We start from the raw sequence: 14,352 nt of genomic DNA, 5'->3' as shown, positions 1-14,352 counted from the left end.
TCTTTTACGGGTTTTCCAGGGTTACCGTCTGCCCCGGGGCATGGGCAGCTTCCACAGCTTCCACTTTTGCCTCCAGCTTGCGGGTTTTTACCAGTACAGCCGCCACAAGTAGCATCCCTCCGTTAATGACAAATACCCAGCGGATCGGAATGCAAAGCTCCGAGCAGTCCGCCGATAATCGGCCCGGCCATGGTTGCCAGCTGGGTCGCCGCCTGATTTAGGCCGAAAGCCCGCCCGCGGAAGCCAGGATCAATGACCTGCACAATCATGGCATTTACCGACGGAAGCACACCGGCATAGAACAAGCCGTAAGCAAAACGCAGGATAGCGAATTCTACATAACCCGATACAAAATACTGCAGAATATTTCCGATCCCCCCGCCGACCAGGCCGATGAACAAAATAAAGCCAAAGCCCTTGCGGCTGCCGAGCCTCCCCCACTGTGGAGCCATAATTACCGTGGCGATCCCCACAGCGGAGAAAACGATGCCCGAGCTTAGGGAAGCGCTGTTCCGCGATATCCCCATATCGAGCAGATAAATTGGCAGCAGCGGTTCCAATATCATTACAGAAAAGGTGGCCAGCCCCGCCAGCATCAGCAGCGTCATAAACGCCGGATTTGCTGCCGCTTCCCGGATATCATCACGCACATGCGATCTCGGCGCCGAACGGTCATAATTCTCCTCCTTGGCAAAAAAGGTAGCGATCAGCGCGGATACCAGCACAATTACCGCCGAGAACAGAAACGCGCTGCGGTTGCTGGAATAAAAGCTGACCACACCGCCGATCAGCGGGCCGATAATGCTCCCGGTGGCCCCGGCCGTAGACATGATGCTGAGCGCATAACCGGTCTTCTCCTCCGGTGTGTTGGTGGCGACCATAGCAATGGCTGCCGGCACAAAACCAGCCAGGAGACCTTGAAAAATACGCACAATAATAAAAACATATGGATCATGTACAAAAAAATTGATCAAATAGAGCGCCGCGAGGCTGAAGCCCGACCGGATCAGCATGGGCTTGCGCCCGTATTTGTCGGCGAGCGACCCCCAGTAAGGCGATATCAGCGCACTGGCCAGGAAGGTAATGCCAAAGCTGACCCCCGACCAGATTTCCAAATGATTCTTAACACCAAGCTGGTCACTCAAAAAAATCGAGAGGAACGGAATCGAGATCGAATATGCCGTACTGCAAAAGAACACCCCTACCCAAAGCACGATCAGGTTCCGCTTCCATGAAAAACGCATGCTGCACACGCCCCTTCTGTGTATTCTTGGAAGCATCATCTTTTCATTCTAACCTTCTTTCGGGGATGTGCCAATGCCGGGCGGCGCTGCGGGCTTTGCAACGGGCGGTACAAACAGGGTATGATTGAAGGTGTGAGCATTTGATATTCAAGATCAAAGGAGCGATTGAGAACGTGAAGCGTACAAGAAAAAAACCTGTCATCTTGCTGCTGATGATGACTTTCCTGCTGGTCATTGCCGCAGGCTGCGGCAACAAACCCGCGAACAACAATAATGCGGCAGGTAACGGAAGCAGCAATGCGGCGGGCAATGCGGCAAGTCCTGCTCCCCAGGAGAGCGCTGCCGCAGCTACGGAAGGGTTGCCTTCGGCAACCGCCAGTCATCCGGTGGTTACTATAGAGATGGACAACGGCGGCATCATCAAGGCCGAGCTGTACCCTGAGGTCGCTCCGAATACCGTCAATAATTTTATCTCTCTCATTCAAAAAGGCTTCTATGACGGAACGATCTTCCACCGTGTCATTCCTGGCTTCATGATTCAAGGCGGCGATCCCGATGGCACAGGCATGGGCGGACCGGGCTACAGCATCGCCGGTGAGTTCACCGCGAACGGCTTCACCAACAACCTGCAGCACACACAAGGTGTTCTGTCCATGGCCAGAAGCCAGGATATGAACTCCGGCGGCTCGCAGTTCTTCATTATGGCTGCGGCTTATCCTAGCCTCGACGGCCAATATGCCGCTTTCGGCAAGGTTACCGAAGGCCAGGATGTGGTAGATGCCATCGTCAACCTGCCGCGCGACAGCTCAGACCGTCCGGATCAGCCTCCGGTTATGAAGAAGGTTACCGTCGATACGCTAGGCGTCACTTACCCGGAACCGGAAAAGGTACAGTAGCCGGTTAGGTTGCTTACTTGCCGACACTCTTAAACGCAACAAAGCAAAGGGCCCCTTTTCCCGAGTGGAGAAGAGGCCCTTTGCTGTATCCGGCAATACGCAAACCTAAGCTTTATCTTCTGCTGAGAACATGGTGTCCATCGCGCAGGAAGGTGCTGCGGCTGTTCTTCAGCAGGGAAATACGCTCCTGGGCAAGATGATCCGCAGCAGCATAGGCGGGAATTCCGCTAGTAGCGGAAATTTCCAGGATGCGGGTGATGCTGTCATAGATTTTGGCAATCTGCTTGTAGGCCCGATCCTTATTGTAGCCGTTCAATTCATCAGCCACATTGATTACCCCGCCCGAATTAATAACATAATCCGGTGCATATACAATCCCCATCTTATGCAGAGCATCGCCATGGCGCGGTTCTTTCAGCTGGTTGTTGGCTGCGCCGGCGATAACTTTTGCCTGAAGGAGCGGCAGCGAATCATCATTGATTGTGGCGCCGAGCGCGCAGGGCGCATATATATCGCTTTTAACAGAGATAATGTCGGCAGGATCAACCGCTGTGGCTCCATAGGCTTCCACCGCCCGCTTTACGGCATCCTTATTGATGTCCGTTACGATCAGCTGCGCACCTTCCTCGTGCAAGTACTTGCACAGGGTAAAGGATACATTGCCGACACCTTGTACTGCCACTCTTCTGCCTTCCAGTGAATCGCTGCCAAATGCTGCCTTCGCCGCCGCTTTCATCCCTTGGTATACGCCAAAGGCTGTGGCCGGAGACGGATTGCCCGAAGAACCGTAAGTCGCCGAGATCCCGGTCACATAATCCGTTTCCTGATGAATGATATCCATGTCCGCTTCTGTGGTGCCGACATCCTCGGCTGTAATGTAGCGGCCGTTCAAGCCTTGTATGTATCTGCCGAAGGCCCGGAACATCGCCTCGTTTTTATCTTTTTTGGGATCGCCGATAATCACTGTTTTGCCGCCGCCCAGATTGAGCCCGGCTACAGCATTTTTGTAGGTCATACCTTTAGACAGCCGGAGTGCATCTACAATCGCGTCCTCCTCCGAAGCATAGGTCCACATTCTTGTTCCACCCAGTGCGGGACCCAGTGTTGTGTCATGAATGGCGATGATGGCCTTTAGCCCTGAAGCCTTGTCCTGACAAAACAAAAGTTCCTCGTAATCGTCCCGCTCCATTGCTGCAAACAATTCCATAGGTCTCATTTCTCCTGTCTGTACTTTTTTACATGTTACGTTTCATAGCAAAGCTAGTACTTCCAGAGAATATTGTCAAGGTATTTTGTCCTTTTCATTCTATAATAATCCCCAAATCGTCTTCACATCCAACATTGACTTCACCTCGAATGTCAGGCTGAAGGGCGCCGGAAAATAGAGTCAGCTTTATTCCCAGTACTGATCCGGACGGTATTCAATTTCCGATTGCACTGTTATCTTCAAGCAGCCGGTAGAGCTGTCGTAGCTGACGGGATTGTCACCAACATAATACCAATGCTTGATGACCGGGCCATCCTCCGGCTCTTCGAAACGGAAAACATTCAGCTCGGCCTTCAACCGCTCCACCGCCTGCCCTGTGCCGGCAGACACTCCGCATAGTGTGATCAGAGTCAGGCTGCCCTGCTGGTCAAAGCTGTAGGATACCCCTTCGGTGCTGCTGACGAGCATGCGCCCAGTAACGGAATGTTTAACCAGAACTCTCTCCTGTGCCATGCAGGTTCCCCTCCTTGTGCAAATATACGGATATTACGGCAAATCAATCAGCATTACAAAAGCATCTTCACCCGCAGCTAAGGTCAGTTCACTAACCTGTTCGATCCGTGCAGAGTCACCTGAGTCGCGCAGCGGTGTCCCATTCAGCTCAAGCTGCCCCTCGATCAAGTAGACAAATATCCGCCGTCCAGGCTGCTGCTGGTAATTCAGCTGCTCTCCCGCTTTCATCCGGCCCAGGTATATGGTCATATCCTGAGCAATATCTACAACCTCTTCCGAGCCGTCCGCCGCTACTACAGGCAGCAGTCTCCCCTCAAGCTTCGCCGGATCAAATTTGCCTGTACCGTAAGAAGGCGCCGTGCCGCGGGTGCGCGGCATGAACCACAGCTGCAGCAGCCGCACCGGTTCCGATTCCGACGGATTATGCTCCGTATGAATGGCTCCCGTGCCTGCTGACATCCGCTGGATGCCGCCAAAAGCCGTTTCGGCCACATTGCCAAGGTTGTCTTCATGCCGGAGTCTGCCGGACAGCACGATGGAGACAATCTCCATATCACTGTGCGGATGGGCACCAAAACCTCTTCCAGGAGCGATGACATCATCATTGCAGACACGCATTGGCCCAAAGGCCGTATTGGCAGGATCATAATAATCACCGAACGAAAAGCTGTGCATCCCTTTCAGCCAGCCATGGTCAAAGTGATGGGCGGATTCCGCCGGGTATACTTGTATCATGTAATCCCCTCCTGAGAAAATTCATGAATCAATCCAGCTAGTTCCTAGTGTAGCAGAAAGCGCCGAAAACCAGAAATAAGCGATGCCGGGCTGAGCTTGCGGCCAACAAGAAACAGGTACCCTCCATAACTTCAGGAAGGTACCTGTTATCAATGAACAGCCGGCATCGCCGTCCTCTTCAGGACAGGGACACCGGCAGGTTAAAGTTAGTATAAGTGCACGGATGTCCGGCTTACGCCTGGAATCCGTTCCAGTGCACAACGGCCTCCAGCGGCAAGCGGTTTGTCGGCCGTCCTTCGACCGCAGCTTTGCCAAGCGCGATCAGCATTACCGGGATGTAACGGTCTGAGATCCGGAACAGCTCCTTCAGCGCGGCAGCATCATAACCGCCCATAGGTACGGTGTCATATCCTCTCGCTTTGGCTGCCAGCATCAGCTGCATGGACACCAGTCCGCCGTCAACCAGGGCAATGTCTTCCAGCTTCTCCTTCGGCAGACTGGAGTAGCCTTCGCGGCTGCGTTTGGCCATGGCTGCAGCAACATCCTCGGGCATAAGTCCCGTAGCGCTGGCATGACCATAGATTTTCTCCGCATTGCTGTAAGCTTCGGTATCTCCAAGTACAGCAATCATTGCTGAGGACTCGGTGGTCTGTGCCTGGTTGTGCGCGATAGGAAGCAGCTTGGCCTTGATTTCCTGATCTGTGATGACGATGAACCGCCAGGGCTGAAGATTGGAGGAAGAAGGTGCGAGGATAGCCTCTGCAAGAATCTCCTTGATCTCCTCATCGGAAATTTTCCAGGAAGAATCATATTTCCGCACCGAACGCCGTTCACGGATCACCTTGCTGAATTCCTGTTCTACTTTTAATTCTGAAGCCATAACTTAATCCTCCTCTTCCCTATCCAAATTGGGTATCTGAGTTTAACTGTGTCTTAATAGGCACAGTATAATTCATAAAAAAGCCCCCTGTCAACATCCCGCCCGGCGCACCAGATCCGCCAGTGTATACTTTTGCAGAATACCCAATGCACTTTGGTTCATTTCTTCGAGAATGCCTCCGCACGCAGACTTCATCTGCGCCCCAAAAGTGTTCCCGTACATAGTCTCAATCACCGCATTGCTCTGCAGCCCGTCGACCTCCATCGCGAGGTATATTTCCGCCAGCGTCAGTTCTTCCGGGGACCGGTTCAGCATATAGCCGCCATCCCGCCCTTCACGGGTCACCAGGATTTGTTCCTTGGTCAGCTTGGCCAGCGCTTTTCGCAGAACTGTCGGTTCTGACGACAAATGTCCGGCGATTTCACAACTGGAACAGGTATTGCCTTCTTTGCGGGCCATAATGATAAGTGCCTGCAGCACCAGTACAAACGATTTATATGGAGGCGCTCCGCTGTTTCGTGTTCTGGTCATGTTTCCCCGCTCCTTTTGCACCATGTATGTAAGGTTAAGTATAGGGCGTCCGCCCGTTTTTGGCAAAAGGATTCAACACAGCGCTGCCGGTTAAATCGTGGAAATCTGCATTTCGGAAACGATGAACCAGCTTTTGGACGAGCTGTCCTTTATGTAGACCTGAATCATATAATTCCCTTTCTCATTAAACGTGTAGCTGTAATTCGCCGACTTGAACCAGAAGCTGTCCTTCTTCTCTTTAATTTGCTGATTATCCACGACATCTGTTTTGTTCTGAGGATCAGTGATCGTAATCTTCAGATCGGAAATATCAGTTTTGAGATGATCCACCTGTACGAGAACGGAAAAAGTATTGCTCGCCGCGCTTCTCACCTTGCCAAAGATTTTCCCCTGGTCGTCCAGCAGCACCATGTTCACATTGGGCTTGTAAATCCGCACCTCTTGGGCAGTCTCATCCCAGGATAATACCGCGTGCAGGCCTTCGGGCAGCTGCTCGACGGACACGTAAGGTACCCCTTCCGAGACCAGGCCGGTATTCTTCAACAGCACATTATTCAGATAGACCGCAATGTCTGATTTGCCCGTTGCCGCATACAGCAGGCTCCCGCCCGAGATGATCATCAGGCACATTGTGGCGAAGATCAGCTTTTTTATTGTTCTCATTCGTTCTCCCCCTCTGAATCGTCCATGCTTATTTATACCGCCCGAATGGGAATAAGTTGCACTTATGTAAGATGAAAACGGGGGATGCTAAAAAACCGGCTGTGCGCCTCCCGAAAGACAGCGCACAGCCGGTTGGAACCTGTCTTATTTAATTAAAACAAAATGACTGCCACGTGCTGAAGCTGCTTGTTACAGCTTGGCAATGGTTTCGGTCAGCACCGGCACAATTTGCGATTTGCGGGATACGACGCCTTTCAGGAGCGCTTTGTTGTCGTCCAGCTTCACATTGTAGGCCTGCTCGACAGCCCCTGCCACGCGGCCCAGAGCCAAACCTACGGAGTCATTGTTCAAGATATCCGTAACGACGAACAGGAAGAGATCCAGACCTTTGTCATCGATGATGGCTGTCAGGGCCGTTTCCAGTTCGGCTTGTTTGGAGAGCACATCATTTACATCCACCGCATTTACCTGGGCAATCTCCACTTTGTATTCACCCATTTTGAATTCCTTGGCATCCAGGGAAATCAGCTGGGCGATCGTTTTGTCGCTAAGATCAGCACCGGCCTTCAGCATGGCAAGCCCGTAGCTGTCTGCATCCACACCGGCAATTCCAGCCAGTTCGCGCGCAGCCGCCACATCCTGCTCGGTGCAGGTCGGCGATTTGAACAGCAGGGAGTCAGAAATAATTGCGGACAGCATCAGACCGGCAATGTCCTTCGGAATCGCCACTCCGTTCTCTTTGTACAGCTTATTCAGGATTGTCGCTGTGCAGCCTACCGGTTCTGCACGGTAGTAGAGCGGATGAGCCGTTTCAAAATTAGCAATCCGGTGGTGGTCGATAACCTCCACGACGCGGACCTGATCGATATCATTGGCACTCTGCTGGCGTTCATTATGGTCAACCAGAATGACTTGTTTGGCTTCGCTTGCAACGTTCTCTACCAGGCGCGGAGCCTTTACGCCGAAGTGGTCAAGCGCATATTGGGTTTCTCCGCTGATTTCCCCGAGACGAACCGGCTCAGCATCCCAGCCCAACTCCTTCTTAAGCGCTGCATAGGCGATGGCCGAGCAGATTGTATCCGTATCCGGATTTTTGTGTCCAAAGATCAAAGTTTTTTCCATTTCCAATCTCCTTACTTTGTTTTTTGTGAGAATAATATACCATACATTGATAGGAGCCCGCCAGATTGCGGACAAGCGTCCGGAATTCATTAACCCGTATATCCGGAGATTTTTCGATTTTGGGTTTGGTCGTGACTCCACCTTATTAACCCTTCTCCGGTATTCCCCGCTTCGTCCTGGGCAGCAGCTCAGGCACCGCTCCGCCGTCCAGCGGCTCGTTGTCCGAGAACAGCTCCGGATCGGCCAGCAGCATCCGGCTCAGGATATCTGTCGTCTGCACGGCCCCGCAGATCATCACAGGCGCATCTCCAAAGCTGGCTCTGCGCAGCGCTCCGCCCGTCTCCAGCACCTGCTCCACCTTCCAGAAATGCTGGGACCAGGAGAGCCCGCAGTGCCTGCGCGACGGCACTGAAATTATTTCTCCGCCGGGAGTTTCCGTATACAGCTGCTCATGGCTATCGGTCATTCTGCCGGGAATATCCAGCCACTCTTCAATCCCGTGGATGAAGGTATTCCGCCGCAAATCTACACCGAGCAGAAGTATGTCGGCCTTACGGTCCAGCAGCTTGCCGTAGACGGATCCCCGGGCACAGGGCGTGTCCCACCGCTCGTCGCCGGAGGTGAACTCCGCTGCATCCCTGCCCAGCGCAGCTACGGAATGGGTGGGATGCCACGAGCGGATAACCCCCGGCCGCTTACGGAACAGCTCCGGCAGTATTCCGACACAGGAGGGAGACTGCCGGACGGAGAACTGCGGATTATCCGCATCGATATAAGACCAGGTATGTGTCGGCAGGACCAGCAGCCCTGGTCTCATATATTCAGACAGAGCATCCAGCACCGTGTCTGCACCTCCCTGGACTTCGCCGATGCTTTTCAGCGAAGAATGGACCAGCAGTGTTCCCTGAGGATCAATCCCCATCCCCTTAAGCTGCTCCATTAAGCTTGCTTGTGTATGTATCATATCAATCTCCTTTGCGGATAATGAAATTCATGCTTGCCAATTTTATATATTACTATTAAAATGTAAGTAACTTAATATTATTTATTTACTTGATATCATGTTAAATATAATTTACGGTCTTATGCAGTCTTACTGAAGCAGTGTACAGCAAACTTCAAGGAGGAACTATTATGAGTTTAACATTAAAAGGACTACACCATGTATCGGCTCTTACAGCCAGAGCCCCGGAGAACTTCAAGTTCTACACCGAGGTGCTCGGACTGCGGCTGATCAAAAAAACAGTGAACCAGGACGATGTCTCCGTCTACCATCTGTTCTATGGGGACGAGGCAGGCAATCCCGGGACTGAGGTCACCTTCTTCGAGATTCCGAACGCAGGCCGCAACCGTGACGGCAATAACAGCATTTCCGCGCTGTCGCTCCGTGTGCCTGACGACAAGGCGCTGGAGTACTGGACACAGCGGCTGGCGGAATTCCAGGTGGAGCATGATGAGATTCAGGACCGCGGCGGCCGCAAGACGCTGGCTTTCCGGGATCATGAGGGACAGCGCCTGATTCTTGTATCGGATGAGCACAACCAGGGTGTCGCAGGCGGCAAGCCCTGGGACAAAAGCCCGGTTCCGGCGGCATACGGCATCCTCGGACTGGGTCCGGTCCATTTGACCGTTCCGGCTGCCGAGTCTTCTGCCAAGGTGCTTGTGGAGCTGCTTGGCTTCCGCCGCAAAAGCACCTATCCTTCCCTTGTAGCAGGCCAGCCGGATGTCATCGTGTTCGAAACCGGCGAAGGCGGCTCCGGCGCGGAGCTCCATCTGGAAGAACGCACAGATCTGCCGCAGGAACGGCTTGGACGCGGCGGTGTGCATCATGTCGCCTTCCGCGTAGACAACGAAGAAGAGCTGAAGCAGTGGATCGGGCGAATCAGCAGCTATTCACTGCCGAACTCGGGATTTGTGGACCGTTTCTATTTCCGGTCTCTATACTTCCGCGAGCCAAGCGGAATCCTGTTCGAGCTGGCTACGGACGGTCCGGGCTTCGCCACCGATGAGGATATTGAGCATCTGGGCGAATCCCTGGCCCTGCCGCCCTTCCTCGAGGATAAACGTCCGCAGATCGAGGCGCACCTGAAGCCGTTGGATACCCGGCAGCAGGGATAACAGCTTCTGTCTCTATCCTTTGCCGGGGGCTAGCAATGACCCTGGTGCAAGCGAAATCGGCTTCGCTGTCCTCAGCAAGAGGCAGTTTCTGTTACTGCGCTCAGTAAAAACAGTGAAAATTTAAGACAGCTGCAGCCTTCAGAAGGCGCAGCTGTTTTTTTGCCAAAAATAGATGAATCAGCTCTCCGAGAACGTTATGGTGAAGATATTGAAGCCCGGACGGGCGGTTGAGGCCTTGCCGGTGATGGACAGCGGGCTTGTCCCGCCCAGCCGGCCGGAGATTTTGACCGTGCTGGCACTCACTGTCTGAGAAGCATTGTCCAGCCTCTTAATCCGCACATATTCACTGTACACAAACCCCATGGTTTCCAGAGCTTCCTGTGTGGAGTAGGTAAAGGCCGCCTTCTTCACTCCATCTGCATCCGTATCCAGTGTAGTTGCAATGATGGCATCCGCCGGAATCGGAAAATCCTTCGGCAGATTAACCGGCCGTTCGGTGCTCTCCACCGGAGGGGCAGCAGTCCCGGCACCCGTTCCCGGGGTTCCGCCGGTTTCCGAACCTTTGCCAATTCTCACTTTATAGTTCGCGGCATCGTAAGTAATCGGCACCTTCAGGGCACCGGCGACCGAACGGACCGGCAGATAGGTGATGCCTTCGTAGGTGATAGGCGTTAATGTTTTACCGTTGCCATCCTTCAGCCAATAAGGGGTGCCATCCACGACCACACCGATGCTGTGGTTCAGATAGGCTTTGATCTGCTCCAGCTTCGCTCCCGCATATACACCTGCCGAGCCGGTTATCGTCATGCCCGCGGCAACGGCGGCAATCAGCCATTTTTTCTTCAATAGAATCCTCTCCCTGTCTATATTTGATGATGGAGAATGAGAAGTCATCTTAATATATTTAACACGAGAGAAAGTTTTCAACCCGCCGGGGGTGTTAAGTCAGTGCATCAGCGGGTAATTTCCAGAAGCTCGGACAGCTCCCTTATCTCATAGGTCGGATGAATGCCCGGAGCGCCTTCCTTGCCCAGCGGGTTGAACCAGCACGTATCAATTCCGTAATTGATTCCCCCCTGGATATCAGAGGTCAGCGAATCACCGACGATCAGCACTTTGCTCCGGTCAGAGATTCCCAGCTTGGCAAAAGCATAATCAAAAATCCCCCGCTCCGGCTTCTGACACCCGGCCTCTTCGGAAATAATGATCTGCTCAAAGGTGCTGCTCAGCGGAGAGCCCTGGATTCTGGACAGCTGCACATCCTTGATTCCATTGGTAATAATCGCAAGCCTGCACCCGGCCAGCTCCCGGCACAGCTCTACCGCTCCCTGAATAAGGAACGTCCCTTCCCCCAGAAACTTCAGATATGCTTCACTGAATGCCTCAGGGCTCAGGTCCAGCTTGTGCGCGGCAAACAGCCGGTTGAACCGCTCGACCCGCAGCACGGCAGAGGTGGTCCGCCCCTGTTCCAGATCCTTCCATAGCGCCGCGTTGATTTCTTTATAGCTCGCAGCATAATCCTCAGCACCCGTCGGCAGGCCAAAATGGGCAAAAGCATTGTACAGCGCCCTGCTCTCAGCCATCCTGTAGTCAAACAAGGTATCATCGGCATCAAATAAAATGACCTCATATTTCATCTTTCTATTTCCCTCCAATTTCGCGTTTCGTCGACAAGCAGCAGCCATTTGCGATATAATTCAGACAGGCCTTTTCAAAAAAAGTAATGGCGGTGATTGTCATTTTTTATGTTCTGGCGTTTCTGGTGTCCTTTTGCATTGTCTATTTGCTGATTCCCCCGCTTGGCAGGCTCGCATTCCGGCTTGATTTTGTGGACAAGCCCCGGAAGGATGTGGAGCGCAAAATACATAGGGAGCCCATTCCGCTGACAGCCAGCTATGCTATATTTATCGGATTTTTTATTACATACCTGCTGTTCACCCGCGATTTCTCACTGGGTACTCTCGCCTTGTTCATTGGCGGTGTGCTCCTGCTGACCATAGGCACGATCGATGACTGGTACAAAACCAAAGGCAAGGACTTCCCGGCACTGCCAAAATTTATCGTTCAGATCGCGGCGGCGATTCTGGTCTTTCTGTCGGGGAATGCCTTCACCGGATTCTTCAACCCCTTCTCCGGCGATTATATCTCGCTGCCGGTGATCCTGCAATTTGTGCTGACTATTCTATGGATTTTCGGTGTGACTACCGTAATTAATTTCTCGGACGGCATGGATGGTCTGGCTGGCGGCCTGACGGCTATCTCCGCCATGACGCTGTTCGTGGTAGCTTTGGCGAAGGGACAATCTGCCTCGGCCATGATGGCGATCACTCTGGTGGGCGTCACTATTGCTTACCTGCGCTACAACAAAGCTCCGGCCAAAATCTTCATGGGTGACGCAGGCGCCACCTTTCTAGGCTACATTCTGGCCGTAATCGCGCTGGACGGGGCGTTCAAGCAGGCGACGGTGCTGTCCCTGTTCATCCCGATTCTCGCGCTCGGCGTGCCGATCTTCGACAATTTGTTTGTCGTCATCAAACGGTTTGTGCAAGGCAAATCCATTTATCAGGCTGATGCGACCCAGGTCCATTACCGCCTGCTCAAGGCCGGCCTGAACCAAAAGCAGGTCGTTGCCGTGCTGTACCTGGCCAGCGTCTGCCTGTCGCTGTCTTCCATTATTCTGCTGCTGATTCAGATCTGATCCCGGCTGGGACGGAAGCAGATTGGGATTGACGCAGGCTGGGGCGGGCAATCGGCCGGAACTGGTACCGGCTGAGGCTGAGTCAGGCCGAGGCGGGCGCACTGAGGCGGCAAGACCCGGGCGGGCGCGGGCCGGTAGGGCCGTGGTGGGCAGTGGCTGGCAGGTCGGTGACGTGCGCAAGCTGAGGCTAATAACGGTGACGCGGCTAAAAACACCCTTGAAATCAAGGGTGTTTTTTTATCAAAGGTACTTTTACCTTTGATTCGCCCGTCTCCGGTCAGACGGGGGGAATCAGAGGTATTTTTACCCTTGATTTACCCGTTCCCGGTCAGACGGGAGGAATCAAAGGTATTTTTACCTTTGATTCGCCCGTTCCCGGTAAGACGGTGGGAATCAAAGGTATTTTTACCCTTGATTCGCCCGTCTCCGGTCAGCCGGGGGGAATCAGAGGTATTTTTACCCTTGATTCGCCCGTTCCCGGTAAGACGGGGGATATCAAAGGTACTTTTACCCTTGATTCCCCCGTTTCCCTCATTGAATTCAGGGACCCTCCTGAATATACTCATACAGCCTCCGGTAAATGGCCACGATCTCCGGCAGGGGCATACGGACCAGGCCGCTGGACGAGGGGGCGACAAACTCCCGCACACCGTCCACAACCGGCGGCTGGCCATCCTGAAAGCCCCAGTCCGCCTTCGGGCGGCGGCTGAATTCCGTATAGACGCCTTTGCCGACAAAGCAGGCGATCTCCGGCCGGTGGCGGGCAAGCTTCTCCCGGAGAATCTGCCGGCCCTCGGCATACTCCTCCCGGGTAATATCCTCCGCACCCCGCGTCGGGCGGGCGACGATGTTGGTGAATCCCAAGCCTAGCCGGAGCAGTTCCCCATCTTCCGAGGCATCATAGAGGCGGGGCGTCAGGCCGGAGCGTTCCAGAATGCGCCAGAAATTATTGCGCGGATTGGCGTAATGATGCCCCACTTCCCCCGAACGGAGGCTGGGATTGAACCCGATAAAAACAATCTGTAAGCCGTGGTCCAAGTGATCCGGCACTTCATCCATGGTACATCCCTCCCTTATGTAGAAGCTGGCCGTGCAATGCTGTCGAGCAAAACCGTTTCCCTGTTCGGGCTTGGCAGCATGAACAGCCTACAACTCTTCCCGCATAGCTATACAAGCAGGTGGAATCGGCTCTGACAACCACACTTCATTGCCTGCATAATAGAAGGTTACTCCCAAATGTACTGCCTTAACCGTATCCACGGTCAGCAGAATCAGCTTGCCCCTGCGGCTCCCGGCCAGGCTGGCAAAATGAAGCCCTTCGGACAAATGTATATACTGCCGCCCCATCGGCAGCAGCCCCTCCTTCAGAATCGCAGGCAGCGCGGCCTGATGCGTTCCATGATACAGAACCTTCGGCGGTATTCCCGGCTCATATGTAAGCCTGGCATGACTATGGCCATACCGCGCTTTAATACGGTCTCCCTCTATGGCAAAACGCTGCTTCTCACTGTTCCGGACGACCTGGCGAATGTCCTCTTCGGTGATCCCTGCCCATTTTGGGGCAGTATGGATGACACGCTCCAGATCCTCCAGCAGACAGGAGCCGTCCTCAGGATCAAGGAGCAATCCATACTCTGCCGGTGTATGCCGGAGCAGCTTGGTCATAAATTTGCTGAGCGAAACCTCAGCGGCATGATTTAACATTGTTGCACCTCGTTCCTTACCTTTTTCCCACTAACGGACTG

The 14,352-nt window shown here is 53.6% G+C and carries 16 protein-coding genes and 1 pseudogene; 3 read left to right on the top strand and 14 right to left on the bottom strand.

Features of this window, described 5'->3' with window-relative positions:
* Positions 1-4: 4 nt before the first annotated feature.
* Positions 5-1,244, bottom strand: a pseudogene (locus PRIO_RS05745) (MFS transporter).
* A 173-nt stretch (positions 1,245-1,417) separates the two neighbouring features.
* Here PRIO_RS05745 and PRIO_RS05740 point away from each other — a divergent pair.
* Positions 1,418-2,140, top strand: coding sequence for a peptidylprolyl isomerase (locus PRIO_RS05740; RefSeq protein ID WP_039789472.1), 723 nt, complete (start codon positions 1,418-1,420; stop codon positions 2,138-2,140).
* A 112-nt stretch (positions 2,141-2,252) separates the two neighbouring features.
* Here PRIO_RS05740 and PRIO_RS05735 read toward each other — a convergent pair whose 3' ends face one another.
* The 8 genes from PRIO_RS05735 to PRIO_RS05700 form a co-directional block, all read right to left on the bottom strand.
* A complete protein-coding gene (locus PRIO_RS05735; RefSeq protein ID WP_020429715.1) occupies positions 2,253-3,347 on the bottom strand; it encodes a Leu/Phe/Val dehydrogenase in 1,095 nt (364 codons plus the stop codon).
* A gap of 186 nt (positions 3,348-3,533) precedes the next feature.
* Positions 3,534-3,860, bottom strand: coding sequence for a hypothetical protein (locus tag PRIO_RS05730; protein WP_020429717.1), 327 nt, complete (start codon positions 3,858-3,860; stop codon positions 3,534-3,536).
* A gap of 33 nt (positions 3,861-3,893) precedes the next feature.
* The gene (locus PRIO_RS05725) at positions 3,894-4,595 is read right to left on the bottom strand and encodes a pirin family protein (protein ID WP_020429718.1); all 702 of its coding nucleotides are present in this window, start codon (positions 4,593-4,595) and stop codon (positions 3,894-3,896) included.
* 232 nt (positions 4,596-4,827) lie between these two features.
* Positions 4,828-5,475, bottom strand: a complete 648-nt coding sequence (locus PRIO_RS05720) for a nitroreductase family protein (protein ID WP_020429719.1) — start codon at positions 5,473-5,475, stop codon at positions 4,828-4,830.
* 90 nt (positions 5,476-5,565) lie between these two features.
* Positions 5,566-6,006 carry an RrF2 family transcriptional regulator gene (locus PRIO_RS05715; protein ID WP_020429720.1) on the bottom strand — a complete coding sequence of 147 codons (441 nt, stop codon included), beginning with the start codon at positions 6,004-6,006 and terminating at the stop codon, positions 5,566-5,568.
* 90 nt (positions 6,007-6,096) lie between these two features.
* Positions 6,097-6,669, bottom strand: coding sequence for a hypothetical protein (locus PRIO_RS05710; protein WP_020429721.1), 573 nt, complete (start codon positions 6,667-6,669; stop codon positions 6,097-6,099).
* A 189-nt stretch (positions 6,670-6,858) separates the two neighbouring features.
* Entirely contained in the window at positions 6,859-7,791 is a 933-nt protein-coding gene (locus PRIO_RS05705; RefSeq protein ID WP_020429722.1) for a manganese-dependent inorganic pyrophosphatase, read from the bottom strand.
* A gap of 145 nt (positions 7,792-7,936) precedes the next feature.
* On the bottom strand, positions 7,937-8,755 hold the full coding sequence (locus PRIO_RS05700; RefSeq protein ID WP_020429723.1) for an AAC(3) family N-acetyltransferase: 819 nt from the start codon (positions 8,753-8,755) through the stop codon (positions 7,937-7,939).
* A 170-nt stretch (positions 8,756-8,925) separates the two neighbouring features.
* Between PRIO_RS05700 and PRIO_RS05695 the strand changes: the two genes are divergently transcribed.
* Positions 8,926-9,909, top strand: coding sequence for a ring-cleaving dioxygenase (locus PRIO_RS05695; protein WP_020429724.1), 984 nt, complete (start codon positions 8,926-8,928; stop codon positions 9,907-9,909).
* Between the two features lie 177 nt (positions 9,910-10,086).
* On the opposite strand, the gene PRIO_RS33715 is transcribed toward PRIO_RS05695, so the two are convergent.
* Together PRIO_RS33715 and PRIO_RS05685 are read right to left on the bottom strand one after the other, a co-directional pair.
* Positions 10,087-10,755: a stalk domain-containing protein gene (locus tag PRIO_RS33715; protein WP_020429725.1), complete on the bottom strand. Its 669-nt coding sequence runs from the start codon at positions 10,753-10,755 to the stop codon at positions 10,087-10,089.
* Between the two features lie 107 nt (positions 10,756-10,862).
* Entirely contained in the window at positions 10,863-11,546 is a 684-nt protein-coding gene (locus PRIO_RS05685) for a YjjG family noncanonical pyrimidine nucleotidase (protein WP_020429727.1), read from the bottom strand.
* Between the two features lie 86 nt (positions 11,547-11,632).
* On the opposite strand from PRIO_RS05685, the gene PRIO_RS05680 reads away from it, so the two are divergent.
* A complete protein-coding gene (locus PRIO_RS05680; protein WP_020429729.1) occupies positions 11,633-12,607 on the top strand; it encodes an MraY family glycosyltransferase in 975 nt (324 codons plus the stop codon).
* Positions 12,608-12,921: 314 nt separating this feature from the next.
* On the opposite strand, the gene PRIO_RS05670 is transcribed toward PRIO_RS05680, so the two are convergent.
* The 3 genes from PRIO_RS05670 to PRIO_RS05660 all read right to left on the bottom strand — a co-directional run bounded on the left by PRIO_RS05670 (position 12,922) and on the right by PRIO_RS05660 (position 14,311).
* Positions 12,922-13,173: a hypothetical protein gene (locus PRIO_RS05670; RefSeq protein WP_046501386.1), complete on the bottom strand. Its 252-nt coding sequence runs from the start codon at positions 13,171-13,173 to the stop codon at positions 12,922-12,924.
* On the bottom strand, positions 13,148-13,666 hold the full coding sequence (locus PRIO_RS05665) for a mismatch-specific DNA-glycosylase (RefSeq protein WP_020429731.1): 519 nt from the start codon (positions 13,664-13,666) through the stop codon (positions 13,148-13,150). Before PRIO_RS05665 ends, PRIO_RS05670 begins: the two co-directional genes overlap by 26 nt.
* A gap of 87 nt (positions 13,667-13,753) precedes the next feature.
* On the bottom strand, positions 13,754-14,311 hold the full coding sequence (locus PRIO_RS05660) for an RNA 2'-phosphotransferase (protein WP_020429733.1): 558 nt from the start codon (positions 14,309-14,311) through the stop codon (positions 13,754-13,756).
* Positions 14,312-14,352: the final 41 nt, after the last annotated feature.

The organism is Paenibacillus riograndensis SBR5, assembly GCF_000981585.1.
In the GTDB taxonomy this organism is placed as follows: domain Bacteria; phylum Bacillota; class Bacilli; order Paenibacillales; family Paenibacillaceae; genus Paenibacillus_AQ; species Paenibacillus_AQ riograndensis.
The sequence above is the reverse complement of the archived record's forward strand: the minus strand, read 5'-3'. Positions and strand labels throughout refer to the sequence as shown.

Bases quoted from the DNA above. Each gene is read 5' to 3' on its own strand.
- PRIO_RS05720 (WP_020429719.1), bottom strand. From the start codon at position 5,475: ATGGCTTCAGAATTAAAAGTAGAACAGGAATTCAGCAAGGTGATCCGT.
- PRIO_RS05665 (WP_020429731.1), bottom strand. From the start codon at position 13,666: ATGGATGAAGTGCCGGATCACTTGGACCACGGCTTACAGATTGTTTTT.
- PRIO_RS05700 (WP_020429723.1), bottom strand. From the start codon at position 8,755: ATGATACATACACAAGCAAGCTTAATGGAGCAGCTTAAGGGGATGGGG.
- PRIO_RS05730 (WP_020429717.1), bottom strand. From the start codon at position 3,860: ATGGCACAGGAGAGAGTTCTGGTTAAACATTCCGTTACTGGGCGCATG.
- PRIO_RS05680 (WP_020429729.1), top strand. From the start codon at position 11,633: ATGGCGGTGATTGTCATTTTTTATGTTCTGGCGTTTCTGGTGTCCTTT.
- PRIO_RS05670 (WP_046501386.1), bottom strand. From the start codon at position 13,173: ATGAGTATATTCAGGAGGGTCCCTGAATTCAATGAGGGAAACGGGGGA.
- PRIO_RS05705 (WP_020429722.1), bottom strand. From the start codon at position 7,791: ATGGAAAAAACTTTGATCTTTGGACACAAAAATCCGGATACGGATACA.
- PRIO_RS05725 (WP_020429718.1), bottom strand. From the start codon at position 4,595: ATGATACAAGTATACCCGGCGGAATCCGCCCATCACTTTGACCATGGC.
- PRIO_RS05660 (WP_020429733.1), bottom strand. From the start codon at position 14,311: ATGTTAAATCATGCCGCTGAGGTTTCGCTCAGCAAATTTATGACCAAG.
- PRIO_RS05735 (WP_020429715.1), bottom strand. From the start codon at position 3,347: ATGGAATTGTTTGCAGCAATGGAGCGGGACGATTACGAGGAACTTTTG.
- PRIO_RS05695 (WP_020429724.1), top strand. From the start codon at position 8,926: ATGAGTTTAACATTAAAAGGACTACACCATGTATCGGCTCTTACAGCC.
- PRIO_RS05710 (WP_020429721.1), bottom strand. From the start codon at position 6,669: ATGAGAACAATAAAAAAGCTGATCTTCGCCACAATGTGCCTGATGATC.
- PRIO_RS05715 (WP_020429720.1), bottom strand. From the start codon at position 6,006: ATGACCAGAACACGAAACAGCGGAGCGCCTCCATATAAATCGTTTGTA.
- PRIO_RS05685 (WP_020429727.1), bottom strand. From the start codon at position 11,546: ATGAAATATGAGGTCATTTTATTTGATGCCGATGATACCTTGTTTGAC.